Raw genomic sequence first — 26,848 nt, 5'->3', positions numbered from 1 at the left:
CTCACGCCGTGGCCGGTGGCACGCATGCACCACCACCACGCGAGCATCCGGACGCCCGGAAACATTCAGTCACCGATACTAAAACGAAATGCCATTTCGTATTAATGCGGCTTATGTATGAGTTCGTCTCGGCGGCCGCTCGCCGCCGCGTCCGGTCACACGCACCGAGCGCTAGCGCCCGAAGCGCGCGAGCACGAAATCGATGAAGTTGCGCAGTTTGGGCGAAAGGCGACGGTCACGCCGATACAGCAGATGCAGCGGCCGTTCGGGCGAACGGTAGTCGGGCAGCACGTTCACCAGATCGCCGCGTTCAATGTCATCGGCCACGGCACGTTCCGGCAGAAATGTGATGCCCATACCGGACAAGGCCGCCCGCCGCAGCGCCGCCGCGCTGTTGACGTAGACCCGGCCGGTGACGGTGACATCCACCGCGCCCGCCGGGCCGGCCAGATTCAGCACATAAGAGGACAGATCCGCGTGAATCTGGCGGGCGTAGGTATAGAGCAGGCAGTCGTAATCGACCAGTTCGGCCGGTTCGGCCGGCTGGCCGTGGGCCGCGATATAACCGGGCGCGGCGCAGAGTAGCGATCGGAACGGGGACAGCGGCCGGGCCACGAGATCCTCGTTGGCCAGCTCGCCGATCCGGATGGCGGCTTCGAACTGGTCGTCGACGAGGTCGAAAAGCCGATCGTCGACCACCAGATCGATCGTGACCTGTGGGTATTGCGCGGTGTAATCCGTCAACGCGGGCATGAGCCAATCCGCACCGAAGGCATGGGGCGCGGTAATCCGCAGCTTGCCGCGCGGCGTGACCTGGGATTGCTGCGCCAGCATGTCGGTGTCTTCGACCAACTCGAGGATATCGACACAGCGCCGGTAATAGAGGCGACCGAACTCGGTCAGACTCTGACGGCGCGTGGTCCGGTTGAGCAATGTCATCCCCGTCCGTTCTTCCAGCGCACGGAGGTGATTGCCCACCATGGCCGGCGATAGCCCGCTGCTGTTCGCCGCGGCCACAAGGCTGCCCTCGTCGACAATACGGACGAACGTCGTCATGGCGTTGAGCAGATTCATTCAACAATAAAACTAAATAAACAAATGAATATCTAGCGGTTTATTCACTCGACGTAAGTCAATAGAGTATGCACCAACAGCTAGCTTCGGCGATAGCAAACACGCATCGCCATTTATTGACGAGAGTATCGAGCATGAACACATTGGCTCAGAAAACCCGTACCGGCGCAGCCCTCCTCCTCGGCTTCGGCCTGGTTTTCGGCACTATCTCGGCTCAGGCCGCCAACCCGTCAACGGCGACCGACAGCCTGTCGAACCCGCAACGCGCGACGCAGACAAAGGGTGGCACCTTCGAGATCAAAAACGCCTTCGCTTTCCAGCAACCGGCCGGGATCGGTGCGCGTTCGCACGATTTCAGCCACACGCCTGACAGCAACGGGGCGTCAGAGCACACAAACGAGCGTTTCAAGAGAGAGCGCTCAAACAGCCCGGCTGTGCTCAAGTATCAATCGCCCTATATGTCCGCCCCCTACTGAACGGCTAGAGCCGAACGACCGCCCCTATGCTCTTCGGGTAACGGGCCGTATCTCGGCCCGTTTTACCAGCCCGCACACCTCTTCAGGAAGAATCGTCAAGCCAGGAGCGGGCGTTCAGTCGGAGGCGCGCCTTTAGATATTGAGTGCTGCCTTAATCCCGGCTTTCAAACCTATTCGTCACCACGCGTATTACGAAACACCATTCCATAATACAAAATGATGATAGCGAACATTGAATCCGGGGCGTGAGTATCGAACGGCGCGATACACAATAATCAAGGGTGTCCCATGAGCACTGCCCCGACTCGACCAACCGCCGACCCGGCACCGCTTGGCCTGTTCGCCACGGCCCTGCCCGCCTGGTTGCTGGGCATGATCAACGCCGGCTGGTATCCGCCGGATAACATCGGATTACTGATCGCAGTGGTCTTTGCCTTCGGGGGTGGCGCCCAGGTCATTGCCGGCTGCCTGGAATTCGTTGGTGGCAATACGCTGGGCTTTACCGGATTCACCGCCTTCGGTGCCTTCTGGTGGTCACTGGCGCTTTATCTGTTGTTCTTTCATAAAGGCGTCGCACCGGCATTCGCCGGCTGGTATTTCCTGTTGTTCGGCACCGTTTCCCTCGCTTTATGGCTCGGAGCGCTCAAGGAATCGCGTGCGCTACAGTTCTTCTTTCTAAATATCACGGTCAGCTTCGTGCTGGCCGCGTTCGGGCATTGGTTCGACTCGCAGGTCTGTATCGTGCTGGGTGGTTACGCGACATTGATGCTCGCCGTGGTGTCCATCTATCTGGCCTTTGCCGCCATCGTCAACGGCGCCAACGATCGCATCGTATTGCCCGTTGGCGCGGCGCAGTCGCCACCGGCGGGCGGCTTGTGATCGACTCGCCGCATCGACGTCATCCCGGCGGCGCCGGCCGGGATGAAAACAGCGCCTCGGCGCCGGCGGCACAAACGTGGGCTGAACCCCGCCCGCAGCCGTCGGCCTGCCGTCGCCGCCGCCGGCAGGCCGACGATCGGCGGCTTAGATGACTTACTTACGCCGCGTTCGCCAGCGCATTGTCGCCATCGACAAGCGCGCGGCGGAACGCGGCCATGTGCCAACGATGATCGCCCAGCCAGTGGTCGATCATGATGATCCGCTTGGCGTAGTGCGCAATCGGTGATTCCGCCATCATGCCCATGCCGCCGAACAGCTGTATGGCCTCTTCGGCGACCTGGCGGCCGGCCCGTCCGACCATCACCTTGGCGGCCGCGATGCGTTGCCGGCGTTCGGCCGGCGCGGACTCCAGCGAACAGGCCGCCCAGAACGTCAGGGCGCGGACTTTTTCCAGCGCAATCCGCATGTCGACCATGCGATGCTGGAGTGCCTGGAAGCTGCCGATCGGCACACCGAACTGCTTGCGCTGCTTGAGATATTCCAGCGTCAGTTCACAGGCCCGGTCCATGGCGCCCGTGGCCTCGGCGCAGAGATAAATCACCCCGCGTTCGAGCGCCGCGTCCAGAGCGGCCCCCGCCTGCCCGGCTTCGCCCAGCAGCGCATCGGCCCCCACGCGGACGTTGGCCAGCGTGATATCCGCAGCCCGGTGGCCATCGATCGTGGGATAACCACGACGGGCCACCCCTTGCGCGCTGGCATCGACCAGAAAAGCGCTCAGCCCGTCGCGATCGCCCGGTTCGCCGCTACTGCGGGCGATCACGATCAGGCGATCGGCGCTATCGCCATGGGCCACCACGGCCTTGCTGCCATCCAGCACATAGCCGTCGCCATCGGCGCGCGCCGTGGTAGCGATCCAGTGCGGATCGTAGCCGCCATCGGGCTCATGACAGGCCAGCGCGTAGCGCATTTCACCGCTGATGATCGACTCGGCGAGTTCGGCCTTGTGTACGCCGTCGGCGAGCGCATCGATCAGGTGGCCACAGAGCACCACGGACGCGAGATACGGCTCAACCACCAACGCCCGGCCGAAGCCCTCGGCGACCACCATCAACTCGGCGCCGCCGCCGTCGAAACCCCCGGCGTCCTCCGACAGGGGCACGCCCAGCAGGCCGAGTTCGGCGAACTGCTGCCACATCTGCGTCGAATAGCCGGCGCTCGAGGCACGCGCGGCTTCGCGCGTGTCGAAATCGTACTGCTCGGCGACCAGGCGGTCGACCATGTCCTTGAGCATGCGCTGCTCATCGCTGTATGAAAAATCCATGACGGATCTGCCTCGTGTGTCTAGAGACCGAGAATGGCCTTGGAAATGATGTTCTTCTGGATCTCGTTGGAGCCGCCGAAGATCGAAAGCTTGCGCAGGTTGAAATAGGTCGGTGCCGCCACACCGGCGAAATCGGGGCCCACGGGGGCGTCGTCTTCATCGATGAACGGCAGCGCATGGGGGCCGGCCGCTTCACGATAGAGATCCGAAATCTTCTGGCGCACTTCCGTACCCATGATCTTGAGAAACGAGCTCTCGGCACCCGGCACGCCGCCGGCCTCGGCCGCGGCGACCACGCGCAGATTGGTCATCTCGACCGCCATCAATTCGATCTCGATCTCGGCCAGCCGGTCGGCGAACGCCGGCTGTTCGATCAGGCGCTGCCCGCGAATCCGGTACTCATGGGCGATGGTCTTCAAATGCGTCAGCGCGGCCTTGGATATGCCGACGCCGGCGATGCCGGTGCGCTCGAAGGTCAGCAGGTACTTGGCGTAGGTCCAGCCCTTGTTTTCTTCGCCGACCCGGTTTTCCACTGGCACTTCGACGTTGTCGAAAAAGACTTCGTTGACCTCGTGCTCGCCGTCCAGCGTGATCAGCGGGCGCACGGTCACGCCCGGGCTGTTCATGTCGATCAGCAGGAAGGAAATGCCCTCCTGCTTCTTCGCCGCCCGGGGATCCGTGCGCACGAGGCAGAAGATCATGTTCGCGTGCTGGCCGAGCGTGGTCCAGGTCTTCTGGCCGTTGACGATGTAGTGATCGCCCTGGCGCTCGGCCCGCATTTTCAAACTGGCCAGATCCGAGCCGGCCCCGGGCTCGGAATAGCCCTGGGCCCACCAGTCGTCCATGGTGAGCATGCGCGGCAGGTAGTAATCCTTCTGCGCCTGGCTGCCGAACTTGATGATGACGGGGGCCACCATGTTGATGCCGAACGGCAGCAGGCGCGGCGCCCCGGCGGCGGCGCACTCTTCCTCGAAGATATGCTTCTGGATCGGCGACCAGCCCGGGCCGCCGTATTCGGTCGGCCAGTGCATCGCCAGCCAGCCTTTCTCGCCCAGCACGCGATGCCAGTGCACGGTTTCATCGCGGCTCAAGCGTCGATAGTTGTTGACCTTTTCGGCGATCGCGGCCGGAAGATTTGCCGCCAGAAAGCCGCGCACCTCGTCGCGAAAGGCGCGCTCGGCGTCGTTGTATTCAATATCCATGGGGTGTCGTTACCGAAACAGCTTAGAGGTCGGCGAAGCCCTTGCCTTCGCCAGCGAGTTTTTCGAGCAGGGGGGCGATCTGCCAGTCCGGATCGCCCGTGTCCTCGTGGAATGCCTTGATGCGTTCACGGACGTTTTCGAGTCCGAGCCGGTCGGCCCAGAACATCGGCCCGCCGCGGTAGGCGGGAAAGCCGTAGCCGTAGATCCAGACGATGTCGATATCCAGCGGCCGCGCGGCGATACCTTCTTCGAGGATCTTCGCGCCTTCGTTGATCATCACGTAAAGACAGCGCTCGCGAATTTCCTCGTCGCTGACCTCGCGCGGCGTGATGCCCTGCTCGGCCCGATATTTATCGATCTCGGCGGCCGTGGTTTCCGACGGCTCCGGCGTACGGCCGCCGTCGGGGTAGTCGAAGACACCGCCTCCGGTCTTCTGGCCGAAGCGGCCGGCCTCGGCCAGCGCATCCATCCAGTTGCGCGCCGGGGCGTTGGCGGGATCGGTTTCCCGCAGGCCTTCGCGAATACGCCAGCCCACGTCCAGCCCGGCCAGATCGGCCATCGCGAATGGCCCCATGGGCAAGCCGAAATCGTAAAGCACGCGGTCGACCTGGAACGGCGTGGCCCCTTCATTGACCAGCGCCACCGCCTGGGCCTGGCGCTTGTGCAGCATGCGATTGCCGACAAACCCGTAACACACGCCGACCGCGACCCCGACCTTGCCGATACGTCGCGCCAGCGCCATCACCGTGGCCAATACATCGTCTGCGGTCCGCTCGCCGCGCACCACCTCCAGCAGCTTCATGACATTGGCCGGCGAGAAGAAATGCATGCCGAGCATGTCGGACGGCCGGGACGTCGCCCCGGCAATTTCGTTCACGTCCAGCGTCGAGGTGTTCGTTGCCAGAATCGCGCCGGGCCTCGCCACCCGATCAAGCTCGCCGAACACGGTCTTCTTGACGTCCATGTTCTCGAACACGGCTTCGATGATCAGATCGGCCTCGGCCAGGTCGGCATAATCCAGCGTGGTCGACAGACGGCCCATGTTGGCTTCCACCTGTTCGGTCGTGAGACGACCTTTTCGGGCACTGGCCTCGTAGTTCCGGCGCATGGTTGCCACGCCGCGATCAAGCGCGTCCTGCTTGTTTTCCAGCAGTGTCACCGGGATCCCGGCGGACAGGAAATTCATGGCGATGCCGCCGCCCATCGTGCCCGCCCCAAGCACCGCGACGCGCTTGATCTCGCGTTGCGGGGTATCCTTTGCCAGCCCCGGCACCCGGGCCACCTCGCGTTCAGCGAAGAAGACATGGCGCAGGGCCGCCGACTGCGGCGAATCGAGTAATTCGGCAAACAGCTCGCGTTCGCGCGCCATGCCGGCGGCGAAATCCATCTCGGTGGCCGCCTTGACCGCCTTGATGCAGTGAAACGGCGCCAGGTGGCCGCGTTTTTTGCGCGCGATGGTGGCCTCGAACTCGGCGAAGACAGCGGCTTCTTCTGTCGCAACGGAAAGCTCGCTGACCGGGCGGCGCGGCGCGTCCTCAGCGATCAGTCTCTGGGCGTAGGCGATGGCTTCGGTCTTGAGATCGCCGCTCACTACCACGTCGACGACCCCCATCTCCGCCAGCCGCGCGGCCTTGATCGGCTTGCCCTCGACGATTGCTTCCAGTGCCGCCTTCGCGCCGATCAGGCGCGGCAGGCGCTGCGTGCCGCCGGCGCCGGGCAGCAGGCCGAGGTTAACCTCCGGCAGCCCCATTTTCGCCGAATCCAGTGCCAGTCGATAATCGCAACCGAGCGTGATCTCCATGCCGCCGCCGAGGGCCGTGCCATGAACGGCAGCGATCACTCGTTTATCGCTGACCTCGATTGCATCGATGACCTCGGGCAGCGCCGGCGGCTTCGGTGTCTGGCCGAACTCGCGGATATCGGCGCCCGCCGGAAAGGTGCGGCCAGCGCCCATGATCACCAGCGCCCTGGCGGATTCGTCGGCCAGGCCCTCGTTCAAGGCCTCGAGCAGGCCCTGGCGAACCGCGTGGCCCAGGGCGTTGACCGGCGGGTTGTCGACCACGATCAGGCCGACGCCCGCCTCGCATCGATAGGAAACGACATCGCTCATGAATACTCCTTGCGCTGCAAAACCCTCGCCGGGCGAAGCAAATATCCGGTTATGCGTCTTGCCATTCGGCCTCCTGCAGGCGACGCCACATGACCTTGCCGGTCTGGGAACGGGGCAGTTCGAGACAGATCTCGACCGCCCGCGGCACTTTGTAAGCCGCCATGTTGTCGCGACACCAGGCCAGAATGTCGGCCTCGGTCGCGGTCGCGCCGTCGACCAGCACGACACAGGCCTTGACCGATTCACCACGACGGGTGTCGGGCGTGGCGATCACGCAGGCTTCGCGGATCTCCGGGTGGCCGTACATCAACGCCTCGACCTCGGCCGGCCAGACCTTGTAGCCCGAGGCGTTGATCATCCGTTTGACGCGGTCGACCATGAAGAAATAGCCGTCCGCGTCATAGCGGCCGATATCGCCGGTCCGGAGGAAGTGCTTGCCGTCGATCTCGATGAAGGCCGCGGCCGTGGCCTCCGGCCGATTCCAGTAGCCGACGCACACCTGCGGCCCATGCAACACGATTTCCCCGCTCTCGCCGATCGACACCTCGGCCTGCGTTTCCAGGTCGATGATCCGCGCATCGACACTGAACACCGGAATCCCCAGACACTGGGCTTTCGGCGCCCCGAGCGGATTGATATGAGTCGCCGCCATGGTCTCGCTGAGACCGTAGCCTTCGATGTAATCCAGCCCGGTCAGGTCGCGCAGTTTGCCGGCTACCGCGGCCGGCATGGCCGCCCCGCCGCCACCGATGTATGTCAGGCTCGACAGATCGAAGGACTCGATATCGGGATCGGCCAGCAGGTCCACCGCCATGGTCACGATGTTGGTCCAGCGATCGACCCGGTGGCGTTCGATAAGCCGGGCCGCCGTGCGCCGGTCCCAGCGCGTCATGATGACCAGAGTGGCGCCGGCATAGATGGGCGCATTCATGCTGTTCTGCATGCCGGTGACATGAAAGAACGGCAGCGTGGCGAGATTGACCGCCTCGGAGGTGCCGTAACTCCACACCACGCTGTGCACCGCCGTGGCCATCACCGAGGTGTGGGTATGCATGCAACCCTTGGGCTGGCCCGTGGTGCCGGAGCTGTAGGGCAATACCGCGAGATCGTCGGGGCCGACGTCAAGCGCCGGCGGCGCGTGGCCGGCGGCCATGGCATCGCGCCAGGCGGTCACCCCGGCTGCCTGCGGTGTTTCGAACGGTGCCGAGACCTCCGCCGGCAGTTCGAAATCGCAGGCCGCCGGCGCGTACTCGCTGTAGGCCGTCACCACGATCTCGTCCAGCAGCCCGGATTCGACCAGCGGCGTGACCTCGGCCAGACGCTCCTGGCCGCAGAGGCACAGGCGGGCTTCGGTATCGCGGGCGTAGTGTTCGATTTCGCCGGTGCGATTCATCGGATTGACCGGCACCACCACCGCATTGGCGCGCAGAATCGCATAGAAGGCAACAACGTACTGCGGCGCGTTCTGCATATAGAGCAGTACCCGGTCGCCGCGGGCCACGCCCTGCGCTGTCAGATAGCCGGCCAGCGCCAGCGCCTCGCGCTCAAGCGCGGCATACGTCATCGCGGCGCCGTAATAAAGGATCGCGTCACGCTCCGGATAGCGCTGCGCGGAAATCGCGAGATTGGCGAACACGCTGGTCCGGGGCAGGGCCAGACGGTGCGGCAGGTAGGCGGGCCATACGGCATGGTGCCGATCGAACATTGCGTGCATCTCCTCGTCGTCCAACAGACCCGGCCACGCGTTCTCAAGCGCATGTTTTATCCGGATGGATCCGACTCTGTCACCGGCCGCCGGTGGCGTCAATGTATTTTGAAACGACATTCCATTTTTTAATTCCAATGTCGTACGCCGGCGCAATGCAGTCCATGGCCCGGCGCGCCATGACGATCAGCCGCTCATCGCTCAGCGGCGAATATCGATATCCGGATCGTCCGCCGTCCGCGCGAGCAACGCTTCGTTGCAGCGCGTGCCGTGCAGCGGCGTGGCCGAGACATGGTGCTCGCGCAAGGCCGCGACATCGCCGCGCGGGTCGTCGACCGCAGCTGCGTTGCTGTGGAAACCCAGCCACTGGCCAGCGTGCGGATCGTTGGCGGTGACTGGCGTCAGCTTCGGGGCACGAATCGCACCCCGGGTCTGACGGGTGAAACGCAGGCCGCGTATGGAATCCAGCGGCTGCATGGGGAAGTTGACACTCCAGCAGCAGCTGCCGTCGCGGGCCCGCCGGGCCAGCAACGACTCGATGACCCGTCGGGCATAAGCCCGGGCCACGCTGAAATCCGGCGCGGCGCCGGCATGATAGGCCTGGCTGAGCGCGATGGCGTCGATGCCGAGATGGTTGGCAGCCAGCACCGCGCCCACGGTGCCGGAATACATCACCGAATCGGACAGATTGGCGCCCCAGTTCACCCCGGACAGCACCAGATCGGGGGCCCGATCTGCACACAGCGCAGCCAGCGCATACATCACGCAGTCGGCCGGGGTACCGGAAACCGCATAGCGACGCGCCTCGCGACGTAGCGCTCGCAGTGGCTGGTGCATGGAAATGCCCTGGCCTACACCGGACTGGTCGGTCTGCGGCGCGACCACCCATACCTCGTCGGCCAGCGTGGTGGCCAGCTGTTCGGCCACCGCCAAGCCCGGCGCATCGATGCCATCGTCATTGGTGACCAGGATGCGCTGAAAGCGCGTCATGCCGACTCTCGATTCAAAAACGGGCCGAGCGAACTGCCGGTCAATCGTGGCTTCGCGCGATTTCCCAGCCGCGCTCGGCCAGCCGGCCGGCCTGGCGCCCGACTTCCAGTGCATTGGCGTTGCTGGCATTGCCCTGAACCGCGCGCGCATAGACCCCCTGCAGGATGGCGGCGATCCGGAACAGCGAAAAAGCGATGAACACGGGCCAGTCATCGATCTGAGCGAGATTGCGGCGCGCGCGGTAGCGCGCGAGCAACTCGGCCTCATCCGGGATGCCGTGTTCGGCCAGGTCGAGGCCCACCAGACCGGGCAGACCCGCCTGGCCCGGCGGCAGGTAGTACGGCAGGCAGGCATAGGCCAGATCGGCCAGGGGATGCCCGAGCGTGGCGAGCTCCCAGTCGAGCACCGCACGCACTGCCGACAGATCCGGCGCCAGCAGCAGATTGCCGATGCGGAAATCGCCATGGGCGATGGTCGGCGGGCTGTCCGGCGGCAGATGTTCGGCGAGCCAGTCGCCGAGCGCGATCATGGCCGGGTCGGGTTCGTCGGTGGACTGGTCGTACTGCTTGCGCCAGAGGGCAACCTGGCGCTCGACATAGCCCTCGGGCTTGCCGAAATCGGACAACCCGACTGCCGCCACATCGACGGAATGCAGCGCCGCCAGCGTATCGATCATGCGGTGATACACCCCGGCCCGCTGATCGCGCGCAACATCGGCCAGGGTGGGCTGGTTATTGAACACCCGGCCCTCGACATAATCCATTACATAGAACGGCGTACCGATCACCGCGGCGTCATCGCAGTAGCTGCGCATGGCCGGAACCGGCACGTCGGGTACGTTCGCCAGGGCATCCATCACCCGGTATTCCCGGTCCACGCGATGCGCCGAGGGCAGAATCCTGCCCGGCGGCTGCTTGCGCAGCACATAGCGCGCGCCGCGTTCGCCTTCGCCGATCTGCAACAGGAAGGTCGGGTTCGACTGGCCACCCTGGAACTGCTTCACCGACAGCGCACCCGTGAGCAGCCCTTCGCGCTCAAGATAGCGTTCGAGTGCGCCGGTATCGAACCGATGGGCGCTTCGAATATCAACCAGCGCTGGCTCGCCTGCCTCTTGTTCGCTCATAACGCGTCCTCGCCGGTTCAGCCGGCAATCGTCTCGCCGCCGTCGGCGACCAGCGTCTGCCCGGTGACGTAATCGCCGGCCGCGCTGGCCAGGAAGACCGCCACCCCGGCGATGTCATCGGGCTCGCCGATCCGGCGCACCGGTGTGCGCTGTTCGGCCTGGGCCAGCCGCTCCGGATCCTCGATCAGCGCTTTCGCGAAATCGGTACGCACCAGCCCCGGCGCGATCGCATTGACGCGAATGTTTTGCGGCCCCCACTCCACCGCGAGGTTGCGTACCAGCGCCGCCTCGGCCGCCTTCGAAACCCCGTACGTCCCGATCACGTTGTTACCGCGCAGGGCGGCGATCGACGACAGCACGATCACCCGCCCGCGCCCGCGTTCGGCCATGCCCGGCAGCACCATGTTGCACAACCAGAAGGTCGAGCGGACGTTGGTGTTCATGATCTTGTCCCAGGCCTCGTCGGTCATGTCGCCGGTCGGGCCGTACACCGGGTTGGTGGCGGCGTTGCATACCAGCACGTCGATACCGCCGTAGGTCGTGATCGTGGTATCGACCAGATGCTGCAGCTGGCTCTTGTCGCCGACATGACAGGCAATGGCGATGGCGTCGAAGCCGGCGTTGCGCAGTTCTGCGGCCACGGCGTCGCAGGCCTCGGCCTTGCGGCTGGAGATCACGACCTTCGCGCCGTGCGCCGCCATCTGCCAGGCGATCGCCTTGCCGATGCCCCGGCTGGAGCCGGTAATCACCGCGACCTGGCCGGTCAAATCAAACAGTTGCCCCATATCCCGCTCCTGTAAGCCGTGTTCGCCGGCTTAGCCGGCATCGGCGCTCTGGCGCCGCAGTTCGAGTTTGGCGATGGCATCCAGATGCACCTCGTCCGGCCCATCGGCCAGCCGCAACGTGCGAATGTGTGCCCAGGCGCGCGCGAGGAAGCTGTCCTGCGACACACCGAGCGCGCCGTGGGCCTGGATCGCCCGGTCGAGCACCCGCAGTGCCATCTCGGGCGCCACCACCTTGATCATCGCGATCTCCTGGCGGGCGGCCTTGTTGCCGACCGCATCCATGCGTTCGGCGGCGTGCAGCGTCAGCAACCGCGCCTGATCGATCTCGACCCGGGAACGCGCGATCTGTTTGCGGATCGAGTCGAAATCCGCCAGCTTGCGGCCGAAGGCCTCGCGCTCGGCGACCCGCGCGCACATCGCTTCCAGCGCCCGTTCGGCCATGCCGATGGTGCGCATGCAATGATGAATACGCCCCGGGCCCAGCCGGCCCTGGGCGATCTCGAAGCCGCGCCCCTCGCCGAGAATGATGTTCCCGGCCGGCACCCGCACGTTGTCGTAATGAATATCGGCATGGCCTTCGGGCGCGTCGTCATACCCGAACACATGCAGTGCACGCTCGATCTTCACACCCGGCGTATCCAGCGGCACGAGAATCATGGATTGCTGCTTGTGGCGCTCGGCCCCGGGGTCGGTCTTGCCCATCACGATGGCGATCGCGCAATCGCGCGACATGGCCCCGGACGACCACCACTTGCGGCCGTTGATCACGTATTCATCGCCGTCGCGCACGATCGACGTGCCGATATTGGTGGCGTCGGAGGAGGCGACCTCCGGCTCGGTCATGGAAAAGCAGGACCGGATCTCGCCTTCGAGCAAAGGCGTCAGCCAGCGTTGCTGCTGCTCGGGGCTGCCGTAACGTGCCAGTACTTCCATGTTGCCGGTGTCCGGCGCGTTGCAATTGAACACACTCGGCGCGATCGGGCTGCGCCCCATGATTTCGCACAGATGGGCGTAATCGTGGTTGGACAGACCGGCGCCGTGCTCGCTGTCGGGCAGAAACAGATTCCACAGCCCCTGTTCGCGTGCCCGGGCCTTGAGCTGGCCATGAATCGGCGGCTCCGACCAACGATCCGCCGCCTGTGCGTGCTGGGCGGCATAGACCGCCTCGTTCGGATACACATGCTCGGCCATGAACTTTCGCAGCCGGGATCGCAGCGCCTCGGCGCGATCGGAAAGCGCTCCCATGGACCTCTCCTCCGTCGAATCCTCCCGACCGGCCGATTCGGCCGTCAGGCGTGTTGTGCTGATCCGCAAAGTGACACAGCGCCAGAGAGGCCGTCAACAAATCAAAACAGCATTCCACTTGTGTCGATATGCGCGCCCGAAGCGGGCGGCATCAGCCGCGATCGTCGCCGCCTTCGATCAACTCGCGCACCTGCGCCACCATGGCGCGCAGCCGGGGGCCGAGGTTCTCGGTCAGAATCTGATAACTCAGACGCAGCGACGAGCCGCTGCAGTTGAATGCCACCACACGGCGCCCGTTTTCCAGTGCCAGGGGCACGCCTACTCCGCTGACATCACGGGTCCATTCGCTTTCGGCGACACAGAAGCCGAACTGTTCGTACTCGCGATCGGCACGATCCAGGGCGCGCTCGACGTGCGGCCACGCGCTCGGATCGTCGCGCTGGATAAGCTCGCGATAGGGGCGGCGCTGATCCGCCGGCAACGCCGCGAGAAAGGCCCGGCCGATCGCGGTATAGGCCATGGGCACACGGGAGCCGGTGCCCATGCGCATGATCAACGGGCCCGGCCCCTGGCAGGTCTGGGTGTAGGTCATCTGCGTGCACTCGGCCACGCCCAGCGCAATGAAGCAGTCGGTGGCATCCGCCAGCTCCTGCATGAACGGCCGCGCGATGTTGCTGACGCCCTCGCTGGCCAGATAGCGATAACCCAGACCGAGCACGCGCGGGCCGAGTCGATAGCGTTCCAGATGCGGTACGTAAATCAGATAACCCAACTGGGTCAGCGTCGCCGTCAGACGCGAGACGGTCGGTCGCGGGATGCCGGTACGCTTGGCCAGCTCGGCATTGCCCAGATACTCCGCCGCGTCACCGTAACAACGCATCAATTCGAGCCCGCGCGCGAGCGCGGTCACGAAATTGGGATCCTTCTTCCCATCCACTGAATTCGTCCCTGTTTTTGTTCGACGCATCGGTGCTGCCCTGGTCGTTGTCATGTTCTCGAACCCTCGAGTTCGCCCCTTTTCCGGCCCGTGTAATGCGAGCGCAGATTCAATCGCCGGCCCCTTGGACGCCCCCCGGCCGGGATTCGACATCCGTCGCAGGCGATCCGCCCCCCGAGCGGCTGTCGCGGCAGGTTTGACGATACGTCCATCGCCCGCCCGCCGCCAACGCAAGCCAATCCGCCACAAGGTTTCCGGGCGCACCGACGCGTTCAAAAACACATCCGAAGACCGCTCGCGCCGCGCTGCGTCGGTCGATCGAGGCGGGTCGGCGTCGCTTGACGACATCAGCGTCACAGTTTAGACCCAATTCGAATTGCAAAACGCAATTCCAAAAAAAAACAGCGCGTAATTTCGGCCATGCCCCACCGATAGCCGGCATCGAGCAACCGCTTGAACAGGCCTTGCTCACGCGACGCCGAAATCGCTGGCGCGTGATTTTAAAAGAACCGGCATGCCATTCGGGGAATGCCGGGACAAAAACGAAAAGAGGAGAGCACGACCATGCACAGTGGTTTTCGCAAAAGGGGACTGTATGCCGCCGGCTTGTTGTCATTCGCCGGCCCCGCCCTCGCCGGCGGCAATATCGATCTCGGGCATGGCGTTTCCGCCGACTGGAACCTCAAGGCGATCGCCGGCAGCGCCATCCGGACCCAATCGCCCAGCAACGACATCCTGTTCGCGGGCAACAAGGCCGGCGGGCGCTCGGATGATGCCGTATCGGACGACGGCGATCTCAATTACAAGAAAGGCGACTTCGTGAAGGGCAGCGCCCAACTCTACGGCAGCGTCAAACTGAGCCATGGCAACTACGGGCTATTCGTCAGCGGCCAGGCCTGGGAAGACTACCTCGAGGACAACAAGTCGGTGGCGCACGGCAACGTGCCCAACGGCTATGTGCCGAATACACCGCTGAGCGACCACGGTTTCAACAGACGCGCCAAGTTCAACGGCGCCACCTTCCAGCAGGCTTACGCCTTCGGTAAATTCGATGTCCGGGGACACGACGTCAGCTTCAAGCTCGGCAAGCAGTTGCTGCTGTGGGGCCGCAGCCTGTTCACCCGCGGCTCGTTCGGTTCGCTGAATGCCATCGACCTGCCGGCCTTTCATCGGCCGGGTTCCGGCTACCAGCAGTACCTGATTCCGGCCGGCATGCTCAGCGCCGACCTCGGCTTGACGCAGCATCTGGACATGAAAGCGTTCTACCAGTTCAGCTGGCAGCATTCAGTTACCGACGGCTGTGGCACGTTTTACGCCACCTACGACAATGTCGCGCCCGGATGCTATGCCACGTTTTCCAATCAGGTGGTGGTGCCGAACCGCTACGCGCTCGATCATGGCCTGTATTTCCGCCGTGGCCCGGATAACAAGGCCAGCAACGGCGGACAGTACGGCTTCAAGCTCCAGTACTCGTTCGCTCAGCAGAACGCGCATATCGGTGCGTACTTTTTCAATTACAACGCCCGCCTGCCGTATTACTCGCTGCACAAGAACGCCGACCCCCGACCGACCCCTTCCGCGCCGGCGGTCTTCAATTCCGTCACCTTTCACTATGATTACCCGAACGACATTCGAGTGTTTGGCCTGACGGCCGACAAGACCTTTCAGAACATCGGCAACCTGGCGCTCAATCTGAGCTATGTCGACAACATGCCGCTGCAGATCAACACCCCGGACCTGACCACCCAATCGGCCACATCCGCCACCGGCTCACCGGCCAACCCCAACATTCCGGCCGGCACCCAGGCCTATGTGGATGCAATCGGTCTCGGCCAGAACGTCCAGGGCTACAAACGCTACGGTGTGGAGCGCGCCGAGCTGACCTTCACCACCATCATCCCCGATCTGCTCGGCGCCGATAAAACGGTGGCCTCGGCAGAGACGGCGTTCGAAACGATTCCCAACCTGCCCAGCCACAACGACATACGCTTCGGTCGGCACACGAATTTCGGGATCGGCGCGCCCGGTGCCGATGGCTACGTGACCGATTTCAGCTGGGGCTATCAGATTTCGCTCGAGTCCACCTACAACAATGTCATTGGCGCGCTTGCGCTCAAGCCCAGCTTGACCCTGCGCCAGGGCGTCGACGGCTTTTCCAGCGATAATTCGTTCGAAGCGCATCAACGCACGATCACCGTCGGGCTGGGCCTGCAGTACCATCATCTCGGCGGCGACCTGTCGTATACCAACTACAACACCACCAAATACAGCACGGTCCAGGACCGCGATTATTTCGCCTTCAGCGCCAGTTATTCGTTCTAGCGCCGTCAGTGAGCCACCCGAGGACAACTCAATGAACAAGATCATCAGGGCTTTGGTGCTGGGCGGGACGACCCTGCTGGCCGCCTGCGCGAATTCGCCTTATCGACATACGCGCGTGGTCGATGTCCGGCCGAACATGGAAGCAACCGCGAAACCCCCTTACCGCGCGCCGGTGGTGGGCGTGCTGGTGGATTCGGCGAGCCGTAGCACTCTGGAGAATGCCGTGGTCGCCGCACTGCGGGCGCGTGGCGTGAATGCTCGTGCTGCCATGCCGATTTATGGCAACAAGGGCATTCAGGACAAATCCCGCGCCTATCTCGCACACCGGCTGCAACAACACGGATTCGACAGCGCGATCGGCATCCATCTCGTGCACAAAAAGATCGAGAACGTGAAGGTCAGCGCCGGGCCCTCTGCCCCGGCGCCGGCCGGCGCCACCCTCAGCATGCGCGCCGAGCCGCTCGGCCCGGATTTCTCGCTCAATGAAACCACCTACGTGGCACGAATCAATTTCTGGGACGTCAAGCAGCAGGCCATTGTCTGGTCGGCCACCTCCGTCACCTACAATCCGAACGGCCTCAAGGCCGGCGCCGACCAGTTCGCGAGCGTCGTGGCCCGACAACTGACCCAGGCCGGGCTGTTCGATGCCCCGGCGCCAGCCGCGGGGCAGTCCAAGTCCAGCCCGCCCGGACAATAAAAATGGAACCGAATTTCACTTTTATTGACCCGCGTTCGATCAGCGGTAGAATCGTGCCATGCATCCCGCGAGGCTCAGCGCCCGTCAAGCCATGAACCGATTCGATCAGCGCATCGCCATGATCACCGGGGCCGCGAGCGGCATCGGCCGGGCCTGCACCCGGCGCCTGATCGCCGAAGGCGCGACCGTCGTTGCCCTCGATCGCGATGCAACCGCGCTGGCCAGCCTCCAGGCCGAGCTTCCGGCCGGGGCCGGCCATGTCGCAGGCACGCTGGACATCCGCGATCCCGCCGCCGTTGCATCACGGGTCGAACAAGTGATGACGACGCACGGCCGGATCGATGTGCTATGCAACAACGCCGGTATTGCGGGTACGGATCATTCATCGATCGACGACAACGATCTTGCCAACTGGCGCCACGTCGTTGACGTGAATCTGCTCGGCAGCGCGCAGGTGCTGAAAACCGTGGCCGGCGCGATGCGGGCCGCCGGCCGCGGGGCAATCGTCAACACCGCGTCGGTAGCCGGGCTGCGCTCGGGCGCCGGCGGCAATGCCTACAGCGCCACCAAGGCCGGGGTGATCAGCCTGACCCAGACCGCCGCCTGCGACCTCGGCAAATGCGGCATTCGTGTGAACGCCGTCTGTCCCGGCCTGATCGAAACGGGCATGACCCGACCGGTATTCGAATACGCGGCCGCACACGGCAAGACCCACAAGCTGGGTGCCCGCTGCGAACTGCGTCGCTACGGCCATCCCGAGGAAGTGGCGGCGGCGATCGCCTTTCTGGCCAGCGACGATGCCAGCTTCGTCACCGGCCAGGCACTGGCGGTGGACGGCGGCAACACCGCCTCGTTGAACATGCCGGGCATGAAGTTCTGATGGCGATCGCGAGCCGCCGCATCCCCCCGTCCCGTGTCTTTGCTGCCGGCACACGGGCCTGTTTCCCACTGCCGATCACGAACCGCCCATGACCGAACAGACCGAACGCGACATCATGGCCTACGACGTGCTCGTCGTCGGCGCCGGCCCGGCCGGGCTGGCCGCGGCCATGCGCATCAAGCAGCAATCACCGGAAACCGACGTCTGCGTGCTCGAAAAAGCCTCGGAGGTCGGCGCCCACAATCTCGCCGGCGCGGTGATCGAGACCGGCCCGCTCGACGAACTGGTGCCGGACTGGCGCGACGATCCGCCCGCGATCTGTGTCGATGCGGTCGAGGATGAGTTCTGGCGGCTCACCCGTGACGGCGCGAAGCGGCTGCCGACACCACCGCAGCAGAACAATACCGGCAATGTGATCGTCTCCATCGCCAATCTGATGAGTTGGCTGGCGCCCAGGGCCGAAGCGCTGGGCGTGGAGATCTACCCCGGCTTTCCCGCCGCCGAGGCGCTGTTCGATGACGGCGGCGCGGTCAAGGGCGTGCGTACGCCCGACATGGGGCTGGACCGCGGCGGTCGGCCCAAGGACAGCTTCACCCCGGGCATCGAAATCCATGCGCCGGTCACGTTGTTCGCCGAGGGATGTCGCGGCCATTGCAGCAAACAGCTCATCCGGCATTTCGAGCTCGACCGGCACAGCGATCCGCAGACCTACGGCATCGGCTTGAAGGAACTCTGGAAAGTACCCGAAGGCCAGTGCAAGCCAGGCCTGGTGCAGCATACGATCGGCTGGCCGCTGGACAACGACACCTACGGCGGCAGCTTTGTCTACCATCTCGACGACAACCGCATCGCCATCGGTTTTGTCGTCGGCCTGGATTATGCCGATCCGCGGCTGCGCCCGTTCGAGGCCTTCCAGCAACTCAAGCATCATCCGAGGATCAAACCCATGCTGGAGGGCGGCGAGATTGTGTCGGCCGGCGCCCGGGCGTTGGTCGAGGGCGGCTGGCAGTCGCTGCCAAAGATGGAGATGCCCGGCGCGATGCTGCTCGGCGATGCGGCGGGCACACTGAATGTGCCCAAGATCAAGGGCATCCATACCGCGATGCGCTCGGGCATGATCGCGGCCGATCATATCGCGGCGCACGGCACAGCCGACGGCTTTGATGCCGCGCTGCGGGCCTCCGAGGTCGGCACCGAACTGAAACGGGTCCGCAATATCCGGCCCGGCTTCAACAAGGGCCAATGGACCGGGCTGCTGAATGCGGTCTGGGAGACGGCGACCCGAGGCGCCTCGCCCTGGACGCTGTCCAATCATGCCGACTGGCAGACCACGCAAAGACTCGATCAACTCGACGCCCCGCCCCCGGACGAAGCGCAGGGTTACGTTGAACGCGACCTGGCCCCGCGCGATCGCCTGGCCTCGGTCTACTACGCCCAGACCGAGCACGATGAGGATCAACCGGTCCACCTGCAGGTGCTGGATCCGAGCATCTGTACCGACCGCTGTACCCGGGAATACGGCAACCCCTGCACGCGTTTCTGTCCGGCCAGCGTCTACGAGATGGTGGAAAACGAGGCCGGCGAGCCGGCACTCAAGATCAACGCCGCCAACTGCGTGCACTGCAAGACCTGCGATATCAAGGATCCGTACCAGATCATCAACTGGGTCGCGCCCGAGGGCGGCTCGGGGCCTAATTACTACAACCTCTGACCACGCAAGGGACAGCCATGAAAGTACTGGTCAGCGTCAAGCGCGCGATCGACTACAACGTCCGCATCCAGATCAAGTCCGACGGCTCGGGCGTGGTCACCGACGGCGTCAAGCACAGCATGAACCCGTTCGATGAAATCGCCCTCGAACAGGCCATCCGCTGGAAGGAAGCCGGCACGGCGGACGAAGTCGTGGCCGTGACCATCGGTCCGGATCCGGCGGCCGAACAGCTGCGCACGGCCCTGGCCTTCGGCTGCGATCGCGCCATTCACGTCAAGACGGAAGACGCGGTCCAGCCGCTCACCGCCGCCCGCGTTTTCAAGGCGATCGCCGAGAACGAGCAGCCCGCGGTTTTCCTGATGGGCAAACAGGCGATCGACGACGACGCCAATCAAACCGGCCAGATGACGGCCGCCCTGCTCGGCTGGCCCCAGGCCACGTTCGCCTCGGTGATCGAGTTGGCCGACGACCACGCCCGGGTCACCCGCGAGATCGATGCCGGGCTCGAAACCCTGGAGGTGGACCTGCCGGCGGTGATCACGGCCGATCTGCGCCTCAACGAACCGCGCTATCTCAAGCTGCCCAACATCATGAAGGCCAAGAGGAAACCGATCGAGACCCGCAGCCTGACCGAGCTCGGCGTAGCACCCGCTGCGATGCTGGAAACCCGCAGGACCGCACCGCCGCCGCAACGCGAGGCCGGCATCCGCGTGCAATCGGTCGACCAACTGGTCGCCAAACTCAAGGAGAAGAGCCTGCTATGAGCGACAGGATTCTGATCATCGCCGACCATCTGGACGGCCGCCTCAATGAATCGACCGCGCGCACGGTGACCTGCGCACAACAGATCGCAGACCGCGAGATCGATGTGCTGGTGCTGGCCGACGACGGTGCGACTATCGCCGGCGAGGCCGCGCGCATCAACGGTGTGGCGAGCGTGCGCCATGCCGACCACCCGGCCAACGCGCACCCCACCGCGGCGGTGTTCGCGCCGCAGATCGTGGCGGCGGCCGAACAAGGCCGGTACAGCCATGTGCTCGGCCCGAACACCACCTTCGGCAAGGACCTGATGCCGCGGGTGGCCGCCCTGCTCGGCGTGCCCATGGTCACCGACATCATGGCCGTGCACGGGCCGCACGAGTTCGACCGGCCAATCTATGCCGGCAATGCGGTGACCACGGTCGCCGCGCCGGCCGATCAAGTGCTGGTCGCCTCGGTGCGCTGTGCGTCCTATCCCGCCGCGAGCACGGACAACCAGGCCACGGTCGAGCCGATCAAGCTGGATGTCGAGCTGCCCGGCCACACCCGCTTCATCCGTCTGGAACAGCAGGCCTCCGACCGGCCCGACCTGCAGACCGCATCCAAGGTGGTATCCGGCGGGCGCGGCGTCGGCAGCGCGGACAACTTCCGGCTCATCTACGATTTCGCCGACAAGATCGGCGCCGCCGTCGGCGCCTCGCGGGCGGCGGTGGACGCCGGCTTCGTGCCCAACGACATGCAGGTCGGCCAGACCGGCAAGATCATCTCGCCCGACCTTTATATCTGCTTCGGCATCTCGGGGGCCATCCAGCACCTGGCCGGCATCAAGGATGCCGGCACGATCGTGGCGATCAACAAGGACGAAGAGGCGCCGATCTTCGAGATCGCCGACATCGGCCTGGTCGGCGATCTGTTCGAAATCATTCCGGAACTCGAGCGTGCCGTTGGCTAGCGCCGCCATAGTGTTTGGCCCGATCGAAATCGCTCATGCAGGCCTTTGACGATATACCGGCACTACAGGCACATGTCGGCGCCGAACTCGGCAGCAGCGGGTGGTTGACGATCGACCAGTCGCGTATCGATGGCTTCGCCGATGCCACCGACGATCATCAGTGGATCCATGTCGACGTCGAGCGCGCAACGCGCGACTCGCCCTTCGGCGGGCCGGTGGCCCACGGTTTTCTGACACTGTCCCTGCTGCCGCGCCTGGTCGGCGAAGTCTTTACCGTGCGCGGGGTCGGCACGCGCGTGAATTACGGGTTGGATACCCTGCGTTTCATCAATCCGGTGCCGGCCGGTGCGCGGATACGGGCACGGGTCCGGCTGGATGAGGTGATCGCGCGCGGGCCCGGTGCGTTCCGTGTCGGCTGTCATGTGACCGTCGAGATCGAAAACCACGACAAGCCGGCCTGTATCGCCGAGACCCTGACCCTGTACATCGTCTGACCTGGCTATATACACAGTTCAGACAAAGGCTTGACGACGCCATTGCCTGCGCACCTGAAATCAGCAGCTTGTTGATCTTCCTTCTTATTTGCGCCCATTTGCGTGGATTTGCGGGCGCAATGCTCTTGCTTATTATTAATCCGGCATCAAAACAGCTGACTTCATCCGCTGTTTTCAACGCCTTCAAAAATAAAAGTCGGCGCCTGTCTGTCTTTTATTTTCAAAGGCTTCACGGCCAATGGCCGCGGCAAGCATGCGGTCGCATACGCGCGCTATTAACCCGAAAAATCATCTATTTTTGTGCCGGGTTAATAAGCCAGCCGAGTGTCGTACATAACCAAGTCGTCTGATGCCCGTCGCCGGACTCGAATCGGCCCTGTCGAGCGACCGGTATCCGCGGCGCCGGCGGCTCAGCGCGCGCCGAGCCGCTGACGGGCCGCGTTGTATTCCGCGACCAGTTGTTCGACCACATCGGCCACCGGCTCGATGGCGTCGATGTTGCCGACGCCCTGGCCCGCGCCCCAGATATCCTTCCAGGCCTTCTTGCGGTCGCTGCCGAAGCTCATGGCCTGCTTGTCCGATGTCGGCAGATCATGCGGGTCGAGTCCGGCGTTCTCGATCGAGCCACGCAGATAGTTGCCGTGCACCCCGGTGAACAGATTGCTGTAGACGATATCCTTCGCGCTCGATGTGGTGATCATGGTCTTGTACTCGGCCGCCGCATTGGCTTCTTCGGTGGCGATGAAACGCGTGCCCATGTACGCGAAATCCGCGCCCAGCGCCTCGGCCGCCAGGATATGCGCGCCGCGGGTCATCGCACCGGACAGGACCAGCGGGCCATCCCAGAACCGCCGGATCTCCGAGACCAGGGCGAACGGACTCAGCGTACCGGCATGCCCGCCGGCGCCGGCGCAGACCACGATCAGGCCATCCACGCCCGCTTCGATCGCCTTCTCGGCATGACGCACGTTGATCACATCGTGGAACACGTGCCCGCCATAATCGTGGGCGGCCTCGACCGCCGCATGCGGGGCGCGCAGGCTCGTGATCAGCAACGGCACGCGGAAATCCGCGCAGGCGCGAAGATCTTGTTCCAGCCGGTCGTTGGAGGCATGCACGATCTGGTTGACCGCGAACGGCGCGATCCGGGCCTGCGGGCGCGCGGCGCGCTCGGCGGCCAGGGCGTTCATGATGCGCTCGAGCCAGACCGGCAGCTGCTCGGCCGGCCGGGCATTGAGCGCCGGGAAGGCGCCGATGATGCCCGCGGTGCACTGGGCGATCACCAGCGCCGGGTTCGACACGATGAACATCGGCGAGCCGATGACCGGCAGCCGCATATCCGCGCGAAGTCGTTCACTCAGTGACATCAGCAAGCCCCGTTAAGCGCTTTACGCATATCTTGACGCTGACCCCTACCCTCAACATACTGGTTGACCATATTTTGAAACGTCGTTTCAATTTAGTTAAGCGGCCACCTTTTGGCAATGGCGCGGCCCACGCGCCATTGCCCCGAAGCCATCGAGGATTTTCATGCGCCAAGCTGTCATCGTTTCCACGGCACGCACGCCGATCGGCAAAGCCTATCGCGGCGCTTTCAACAACACCCAGGGTCAGGCCCTGGGCAGCCACGCCATCGAACATGCCATCCAACGCGCCGCCCTCGAAGCCGACGCCGTGGATGACGTGATTCTCGGCGTCGCCCAACAACAGGGTTCAACCGGCGGCAATGTCGCCCGCCAGTGCGCGTTAAGGGCGGGTCTGGCCACCGGCGTGCCGGGCATGACGATCGACCGGCAATGCGCATCCGGGCTCATGGGTATTGCCACCGCGGCCAAGCAGATCGTGCACGACCGGATGAACGTGGTCGTCGGCGGCGGGCTGGAATCGATCTCGCTGGTGCAGAACGAACACAACAATCAATATCGGGCCCGCGATCCCTGGCTGGAGGCGAATCAGCCGGATATCTACATGAGCATGCTCGAAACCGCCGAGATCGTGGCCGATCGCTACGGCGTATCGCGCGAGGCGCAGGACGAATACGCGTATCAGTCGCAGATGCGCACGGCCGCGGCACAACAGGCGGGCCGCTTCGACGACGAAATCGTGCCCCTGAGCACGGTCAAGACCACCGTCGACAAGGCGACCGGCGCGACCGGCTCGGAAGCGGTCACGTTGCGTCAGGACGAGGGCAATCGACCCAACACCACCCGGGAGGGTCTGGCCCAGCTCAAACCCGTGTTCGAAAATGGCCAGCAGATCGGCAAAGGACGATTCATCACCGCCGGCAATGCATCGCAACTGTCCGACGGCGCCTCGGCCAGCGTGCTCATGGAAGCCGGCGAAGCCGAGCGGCGCGGGCTGGAACCGCTGGGCGCCTACGTCGGCATGGCGGTCGCCGGCTGCGCCCCCGACGAAATGGGCATCGGCCCGATCTATGCCGTGCCGAAACTGCTGAACCGCTTCGGCCTGGCCATCGACGACATCGGCCTTTGGGAGCTCAACGAGGCCTTCGCCAGCCAGTGCCTGTACTGCCGCGATCATCTCGGCATCGACCCCGACATCTACAACGTCGACGGCGGTTCCATATCCATCGGCCATCCCTACGGCATGTCCGGTGCCCGCATGGTCGGCCATGCGCTGATCGAAGGCCGGCGCCGCGGCGTCAAGCACGTGGTGGTCACCATGTGCGTCGGCGGCGGCATCGGTGCCGCGGGATTGTTCGAGGTTTTCTAACGCCGCTGCCGAGAGCGCGTCGGCTTGTCGCGGCGCGACCGCTCAAGCTGCCGCGGGTCATCGAGGGCGTAGGCGAACATATCCGGTTACGCCCCGGTCGAAGGATGGGCGCGGCGCGCGTCCACCCGCGTGAGCAGCCAGCCGCCGGCGATGAACAGAACCACCACCGACAGGATCGACAGCCGCGCGCTGCCGCTCATGGCGGCGACCACGCCGACCAGCAGCGGCCCGATCACGGCAGCGAACTTGCCGAGCATGTTGTAGATGCCGAAGTACTCGCCGGCCTTGCCCTCGGGAATAAGCCGGGCGTAGTAGGAGCGCGACAACGATTGCACCCCGCCCTGCACCAGCCCGATGGCAACCGCCATGGCATAGAACTGCCAGACGTCGTGCAGGAAATAGGCCCAGGCCGAGATCGCGGCATAGACACAGAGCCCGAGATAGATTGCCTTCTTGGTCTCCCAGATCGAGGCCAGCCAGCCGAAGGCGATCGCCGCCGGAAAACCGATGAACTGCACCAGCAGCAGCGCCATGATCAGACTTTCCTGACCGAAGCCCAGGCTCAAGCCGAAATCGACCGCCATGCGGACGATGGTATTCACGCCGTCGATGTAGAGCCAGTAGGCCAGCAGGAACAGCCAGATCTCGTGCTGCGCAAGAATGTCCTGCGCCGTGCCCCGCAATTCGCGGAGCCCGTCGCGCACGGCCCGGACGGCGGACACGCGGGCGCCATCCGTGCGCTCGCGGGAGAACAGGAACAACGGCAGCGAGAACAGCGCCCACCAGACTGCGACGCTCAAAAAGGACCAGCGCACGGCATCCGCACGGCCGGCCAGGCCGAAGGCATGCGGCCAGATCGTCATGGCGACATTGAGCGCCAGCAGCAGTCCGCCGCCGAGATAGCCCAGGCCATAGCCGAGCGCCGAGGTGCGATCGTAGTCGCCCGGCGCGGCCACATCCACGATCAGGCTGTCGTAGAACACCATGGCCATGAAGAATCCGATCGAGGCCAGCACGAACAGCGCCATCGCGGTCAGCCATTGGCCGTGGCCGACCCAAAACAGCCCGGCGGTGGCGGCCACCGAAAGCCCTGTCGACAGCGCCAGCCCGGCTTTCTTGCGATGCCCGCGGTCGGCGATCGCGCCGCCGACAGGCGCCAGAAACAGCACCACAAAACTCGCCAATGCGCTGCCCACGCCCAGCTGCAGCGTGCTCGTTTCGGCCGGATAGTCGGCGCTCCAGAATGTCTTGAAGAACACCGGGAAAAAGCCGGCCACGACGGTCGTCGCGAACGCGGAATTGGCCCAGTCGTAGAAGGCCCAGCCGAACCGGCCGCGCCAGGTGAAACGCGTATCGCTCAAATTGTGATCACCTTTGACAAGACCAACGCATCCTCGCGGCCATGCCTGTGCGGATAATAGTTGGGCCGGCGGCCACGCGTTTCGAAACCATAGCGGGCATAGAGCCGGCGCGCGGCACGGTTGGAGGGCCGTACCTCGAGAAACAGTTCATTGGCGTTTTCCGCAGCCGCCCGTGCAATCACCACGTCCAGCAGGCGACCGGCCGCGCCGTTGCCGCGCGCGCTTTCGGCCACGCACAGATTGAGCAGGTGGGCCTCACCCACCGCGATCGAGGCCAGCGCGTATCCCGCTACACTTCGCCCGGCCTGATCCACCACCCAGGCGCGATAGCCCACGCGCAGGCAATCGCGAAAAATGCGTTCGCTCCAGGGATGGCTGTAGGACGCATGCTCGATCGCCACCACGGCATCGACATCGTGGGAACGCATGCGCCGGACCTGCCAGAGATCGTCGGGCGCGGTGCTCATGGCTCGAAGGACCGGATATGGCGGGCGATCATTTTCAGATCCGCCCAGGCCTTGCTCTTCTGCTGCGGACTGCGCAACAGGAACGCGGGATGATAGGTCACCAGCACATCGAGATCGCGCCGCGGGTAACGGTGCAACCGGCCGCGCAGCTTGCCGAGCGGGGTCTGGCAAGCGAGCAGCGTCTGCGCGGCGACCCGGCCGACCGCCACCACCAGGCGCGGCGCCATCAAATCGATCTGGCGTTCCAGGATCGGCCAGTCAGCCGCGACTTCATCCGGCGTCGGGTCGCGATTGTCCGGCGGGCGGAACTTGCAGATATTGGTGATGTAGACGTTGGTGGCGCGCGAGCAATCGATCGCCGCCAGCATGCGGTCGAGCAACTTGCCGGCGCGGCCGACAAACGGCACACCCTGGGCGTCCTCGCTCGCACCCGGGGCCTCGCCCACGATCAACACCTGCGCATCGCGTGCGCCGATGCCGAATACCGGGCGGGTCGCGCCGCGATGGTCCTGGCGTGCCAGATAGGCCTCCAACCCGTCCCAGTCGAGCCCGGCCGGGCCGGTGCCGGCATCCGGCGTCGGCGCCGGGCTGGCGTCGGCCCCCGGTTCGCGCGCGTGGTTCACCG

At 64.6% G+C, this 26,848-nt stretch carries 24 protein-coding genes; 10 read left to right on the top strand and 14 right to left on the bottom strand.

Going from position 1 to position 26,848, the window contains the following annotated elements:
• Nucleotides 1-171 precede the first annotated feature (171 nt).
• On the bottom strand, nt 172-1,074 hold the full coding sequence (locus ACS8YF_RS00120) for a LysR family transcriptional regulator (protein WP_440848198.1): 903 nt from the start codon (nt 1,072-1,074) through the stop codon (nt 172-174).
• 134 nt (nt 1,075-1,208) lie between these two features.
• On the opposite strand from ACS8YF_RS00120, the gene ACS8YF_RS00115 reads away from it, so the two are divergent.
• Together ACS8YF_RS00115 and ACS8YF_RS00110 are read left to right on the top strand one after the other, a co-directional pair.
• Nucleotides 1,209-1,550 carry a hypothetical protein gene (locus ACS8YF_RS00115; protein WP_440848197.1) on the top strand — a complete coding sequence of 114 codons (342 nt, stop codon included), beginning with the start codon at nt 1,209-1,211 and terminating at the stop codon, nt 1,548-1,550.
• A 288-nt stretch (nt 1,551-1,838) separates the two neighbouring features.
• The gene (locus tag ACS8YF_RS00110) at nt 1,839-2,429 is read left to right on the top strand and encodes an acetate uptake transporter (RefSeq protein ID WP_440848196.1); all 591 of its coding nucleotides are present in this window, start codon (nt 1,839-1,841) and stop codon (nt 2,427-2,429) included.
• 157 nt (nt 2,430-2,586) lie between these two features.
• On the opposite strand, the gene ACS8YF_RS00105 is transcribed toward ACS8YF_RS00110, so the two are convergent.
• The 9 genes from ACS8YF_RS00105 to ACS8YF_RS00065 all read right to left on the bottom strand — a co-directional run bounded on the left by ACS8YF_RS00105 (nt 2,587) and on the right by ACS8YF_RS00065 (nt 13,847).
• On the bottom strand, nt 2,587-3,750 hold the full coding sequence (locus tag ACS8YF_RS00105; protein WP_440848195.1) for an acyl-CoA dehydrogenase family protein: 1,164 nt from the start codon (nt 3,748-3,750) through the stop codon (nt 2,587-2,589).
• A gap of 20 nt (nt 3,751-3,770) precedes the next feature.
• Nucleotides 3,771-4,952 (bottom strand): acyl-CoA dehydrogenase family protein, encoded by a 1,182-nt coding sequence (locus ACS8YF_RS00100; RefSeq protein ID WP_440848194.1) that lies wholly within the window; start codon nt 4,950-4,952, stop codon nt 3,771-3,773.
• A 22-nt stretch (nt 4,953-4,974) separates the two neighbouring features.
• Nucleotides 4,975-7,062, bottom strand: a complete 2,088-nt coding sequence (locus tag ACS8YF_RS00095; RefSeq protein WP_440848193.1) for a 3-hydroxyacyl-CoA dehydrogenase NAD-binding domain-containing protein — start codon at nt 7,060-7,062, stop codon at nt 4,975-4,977.
• 49 nt (nt 7,063-7,111) lie between these two features.
• Nucleotides 7,112-8,767, bottom strand: a complete 1,656-nt coding sequence (locus ACS8YF_RS00090) for a long-chain-fatty-acid--CoA ligase (RefSeq protein ID WP_440848192.1) — start codon at nt 8,765-8,767, stop codon at nt 7,112-7,114.
• A gap of 201 nt (nt 8,768-8,968) precedes the next feature.
• Nucleotides 8,969-9,757, bottom strand: a complete 789-nt coding sequence (gene surE, locus ACS8YF_RS00085; RefSeq protein ID WP_440848191.1) for a 5'/3'-nucleotidase SurE — start codon at nt 9,755-9,757, stop codon at nt 8,969-8,971.
• A gap of 40 nt (nt 9,758-9,797) precedes the next feature.
• Entirely contained in the window at nt 9,798-10,880 is a 1,083-nt protein-coding gene (locus ACS8YF_RS00080) for a phosphotransferase family protein (protein WP_440848190.1), read from the bottom strand.
• A gap of 17 nt (nt 10,881-10,897) precedes the next feature.
• Complete coding sequence (locus tag ACS8YF_RS00075) at nt 10,898-11,665, bottom strand: SDR family NAD(P)-dependent oxidoreductase (RefSeq protein ID WP_440848189.1); 768 nt, start codon at nt 11,663-11,665, stop codon at nt 10,898-10,900.
• A 30-nt stretch (nt 11,666-11,695) separates the two neighbouring features.
• Nucleotides 11,696-12,910: an acyl-CoA dehydrogenase family protein gene (locus ACS8YF_RS00070; protein WP_440848188.1), complete on the bottom strand. Its 1,215-nt coding sequence runs from the start codon at nt 12,908-12,910 to the stop codon at nt 11,696-11,698.
• A 151-nt stretch (nt 12,911-13,061) separates the two neighbouring features.
• Nucleotides 13,062-13,847: an IclR family transcriptional regulator gene (locus ACS8YF_RS00065; protein WP_440848187.1), complete on the bottom strand. Its 786-nt coding sequence runs from the start codon at nt 13,845-13,847 to the stop codon at nt 13,062-13,064.
• Nucleotides 13,848-14,411: 564 nt separating this feature from the next.
• Here ACS8YF_RS00065 and ACS8YF_RS00060 point away from each other — a divergent pair.
• From ACS8YF_RS00060 to ACS8YF_RS00030, 7 genes are all read left to right on the top strand, one after another.
• Nucleotides 14,412-16,169: a DUF1302 family protein gene (locus ACS8YF_RS00060; protein WP_440848186.1), complete on the top strand. Its 1,758-nt coding sequence runs from the start codon at nt 14,412-14,414 to the stop codon at nt 16,167-16,169.
• A 31-nt stretch (nt 16,170-16,200) separates the two neighbouring features.
• A complete protein-coding gene (locus tag ACS8YF_RS00055; RefSeq protein WP_440848185.1) occupies nt 16,201-16,866 on the top strand; it encodes a hypothetical protein in 666 nt (221 codons plus the stop codon).
• Between the two features lie 91 nt (nt 16,867-16,957).
• The gene (locus ACS8YF_RS00050; RefSeq protein WP_440848184.1) at nt 16,958-17,746 is read left to right on the top strand and encodes an SDR family NAD(P)-dependent oxidoreductase; all 789 of its coding nucleotides are present in this window, start codon (nt 16,958-16,960) and stop codon (nt 17,744-17,746) included.
• 88 nt (nt 17,747-17,834) lie between these two features.
• Nucleotides 17,835-19,457 carry a 4Fe-4S dicluster domain-containing protein gene (locus ACS8YF_RS00045; protein ID WP_440848183.1) on the top strand — a complete coding sequence of 541 codons (1,623 nt, stop codon included), beginning with the start codon at nt 17,835-17,837 and terminating at the stop codon, nt 19,455-19,457.
• A 17-nt stretch (nt 19,458-19,474) separates the two neighbouring features.
• Nucleotides 19,475-20,221, top strand: coding sequence for an electron transfer flavoprotein subunit beta/FixA family protein (locus ACS8YF_RS00040; protein WP_440848182.1), 747 nt, complete (start codon nt 19,475-19,477; stop codon nt 20,219-20,221).
• On the top strand, nt 20,218-21,168 hold the full coding sequence (locus ACS8YF_RS00035; protein WP_440848181.1) for an electron transfer flavoprotein subunit alpha/FixB family protein: 951 nt from the start codon (nt 20,218-20,220) through the stop codon (nt 21,166-21,168). Before ACS8YF_RS00040 ends, ACS8YF_RS00035 begins: the two co-directional genes overlap by 4 nt.
• Before the next feature lie 35 nt (nt 21,169-21,203).
• Entirely contained in the window at nt 21,204-21,662 is a 459-nt protein-coding gene (locus tag ACS8YF_RS00030) for a MaoC family dehydratase (RefSeq protein WP_440848180.1), read from the top strand.
• Between the two features lie 410 nt (nt 21,663-22,072).
• Here the strand turns inward: ACS8YF_RS00030 and ACS8YF_RS00025 are convergent, their stop codons facing one another.
• Nucleotides 22,073-23,029, bottom strand: a complete 957-nt coding sequence (locus ACS8YF_RS00025) for an NAD(P)H-dependent flavin oxidoreductase (RefSeq protein WP_440848179.1) — start codon at nt 23,027-23,029, stop codon at nt 22,073-22,075.
• 163 nt (nt 23,030-23,192) lie between these two features.
• Here ACS8YF_RS00025 and ACS8YF_RS00020 point away from each other — a divergent pair, with 163 nt between their 5' ends.
• Nucleotides 23,193-24,395 (top strand): acetyl-CoA C-acyltransferase, encoded by a 1,203-nt coding sequence (locus ACS8YF_RS00020; RefSeq protein WP_440848178.1) that lies wholly within the window; start codon nt 23,193-23,195, stop codon nt 24,393-24,395.
• Between the two features lie 86 nt (nt 24,396-24,481).
• On the opposite strand, the gene ACS8YF_RS00015 is transcribed toward ACS8YF_RS00020, so the two are convergent.
• From ACS8YF_RS00015 to ACS8YF_RS00005, 3 genes are all read right to left on the bottom strand, one after another.
• The gene (locus tag ACS8YF_RS00015) at nt 24,482-25,756 is read right to left on the bottom strand and encodes an MFS transporter (protein WP_440848177.1); all 1,275 of its coding nucleotides are present in this window, start codon (nt 25,754-25,756) and stop codon (nt 24,482-24,484) included.
• Complete coding sequence (rimI, locus tag ACS8YF_RS00010; RefSeq protein WP_440848176.1) at nt 25,753-26,223, bottom strand: ribosomal protein S18-alanine N-acetyltransferase; 471 nt, start codon at nt 26,221-26,223, stop codon at nt 25,753-25,755. Before rimI ends, ACS8YF_RS00015 begins: the two co-directional genes overlap by 4 nt.
• A partial coding sequence (locus ACS8YF_RS00005) for a uracil-DNA glycosylase (RefSeq protein ID WP_440848175.1) occupies nt 26,220-26,848 on the bottom strand: 629 nt, incomplete at its 5' end. The genes ACS8YF_RS00005 and rimI, both read right to left, overlap by 4 nt.

Origin of the sequence: Salinisphaera sp. SWV1, assembly GCF_052044155.1 — a bacterium.
GTDB lineage: Bacteria > Pseudomonadota > Gammaproteobacteria > Nevskiales > Salinisphaeraceae > Salinisphaera.
The sequence above is the reverse complement of the archived record's forward strand: the minus strand, read 5'-3'. Positions and strand labels throughout refer to the sequence as shown.

Excerpts from the sequence above, each read along its gene's own strand:
- ACS8YF_RS00120 (WP_440848198.1), bottom strand. The coding sequence starts at position 1,074 with ATGAATCTGCTCAACGCCATGACGACGTTCGTCCGTATTGTCGACGAG.
- ACS8YF_RS00115 (WP_440848197.1), top strand. The coding sequence starts at position 1,209 with ATGAACACATTGGCTCAGAAAACCCGTACCGGCGCAGCCCTCCTCCTC.
- ACS8YF_RS00110 (WP_440848196.1), top strand. The coding sequence starts at position 1,839 with ATGAGCACTGCCCCGACTCGACCAACCGCCGACCCGGCACCGCTTGGC.
- ACS8YF_RS00105 (WP_440848195.1), bottom strand. The coding sequence starts at position 3,750 with ATGGATTTTTCATACAGCGATGAGCAGCGCATGCTCAAGGACATGGTC.
- ACS8YF_RS00100 (WP_440848194.1), bottom strand. The coding sequence starts at position 4,952 with ATGGATATTGAATACAACGACGCCGAGCGCGCCTTTCGCGACGAGGTG.
- ACS8YF_RS00095 (WP_440848193.1), bottom strand. The coding sequence starts at position 7,062 with ATGAGCGATGTCGTTTCCTATCGATGCGAGGCGGGCGTCGGCCTGATC.
- ACS8YF_RS00090 (WP_440848192.1), bottom strand. The coding sequence starts at position 8,767 with ATGTTCGATCGGCACCATGCCGTATGGCCCGCCTACCTGCCGCACCGT.
- surE (WP_440848191.1), bottom strand. The coding sequence starts at position 9,757 with ATGACGCGCTTTCAGCGCATCCTGGTCACCAATGACGATGGCATCGAT.
- ACS8YF_RS00080 (WP_440848190.1), bottom strand. The coding sequence starts at position 10,880 with ATGAGCGAACAAGAGGCAGGCGAGCCAGCGCTGGTTGATATTCGAAGC.
- ACS8YF_RS00075 (WP_440848189.1), bottom strand. The coding sequence starts at position 11,665 with ATGGGGCAACTGTTTGATTTGACCGGCCAGGTCGCGGTGATTACCGGC.
- ACS8YF_RS00070 (WP_440848188.1), bottom strand. The coding sequence starts at position 12,910 with ATGGGAGCGCTTTCCGATCGCGCCGAGGCGCTGCGATCCCGGCTGCGA.
- ACS8YF_RS00060 (WP_440848186.1), top strand. The coding sequence starts at position 14,412 with ATGCACAGTGGTTTTCGCAAAAGGGGACTGTATGCCGCCGGCTTGTTG.
- ACS8YF_RS00055 (WP_440848185.1), top strand. The coding sequence starts at position 16,201 with ATGAACAAGATCATCAGGGCTTTGGTGCTGGGCGGGACGACCCTGCTG.
- ACS8YF_RS00050 (WP_440848184.1), top strand. The coding sequence starts at position 16,958 with ATGAACCGATTCGATCAGCGCATCGCCATGATCACCGGGGCCGCGAGC.
- ACS8YF_RS00045 (WP_440848183.1), top strand. The coding sequence starts at position 17,835 with ATGACCGAACAGACCGAACGCGACATCATGGCCTACGACGTGCTCGTC.
- ACS8YF_RS00040 (WP_440848182.1), top strand. The coding sequence starts at position 19,475 with ATGAAAGTACTGGTCAGCGTCAAGCGCGCGATCGACTACAACGTCCGC.
- ACS8YF_RS00035 (WP_440848181.1), top strand. The coding sequence starts at position 20,218 with ATGAGCGACAGGATTCTGATCATCGCCGACCATCTGGACGGCCGCCTC.
- ACS8YF_RS00030 (WP_440848180.1), top strand. The coding sequence starts at position 21,204 with ATGCAGGCCTTTGACGATATACCGGCACTACAGGCACATGTCGGCGCC.
- ACS8YF_RS00025 (WP_440848179.1), bottom strand. The coding sequence starts at position 23,029 with ATGTCACTGAGTGAACGACTTCGCGCGGATATGCGGCTGCCGGTCATC.
- ACS8YF_RS00020 (WP_440848178.1), top strand. The coding sequence starts at position 23,193 with ATGCGCCAAGCTGTCATCGTTTCCACGGCACGCACGCCGATCGGCAAA.
- rimI (WP_440848176.1), bottom strand. The coding sequence starts at position 26,223 with ATGAGCACCGCGCCCGACGATCTCTGGCAGGTCCGGCGCATGCGTTCC.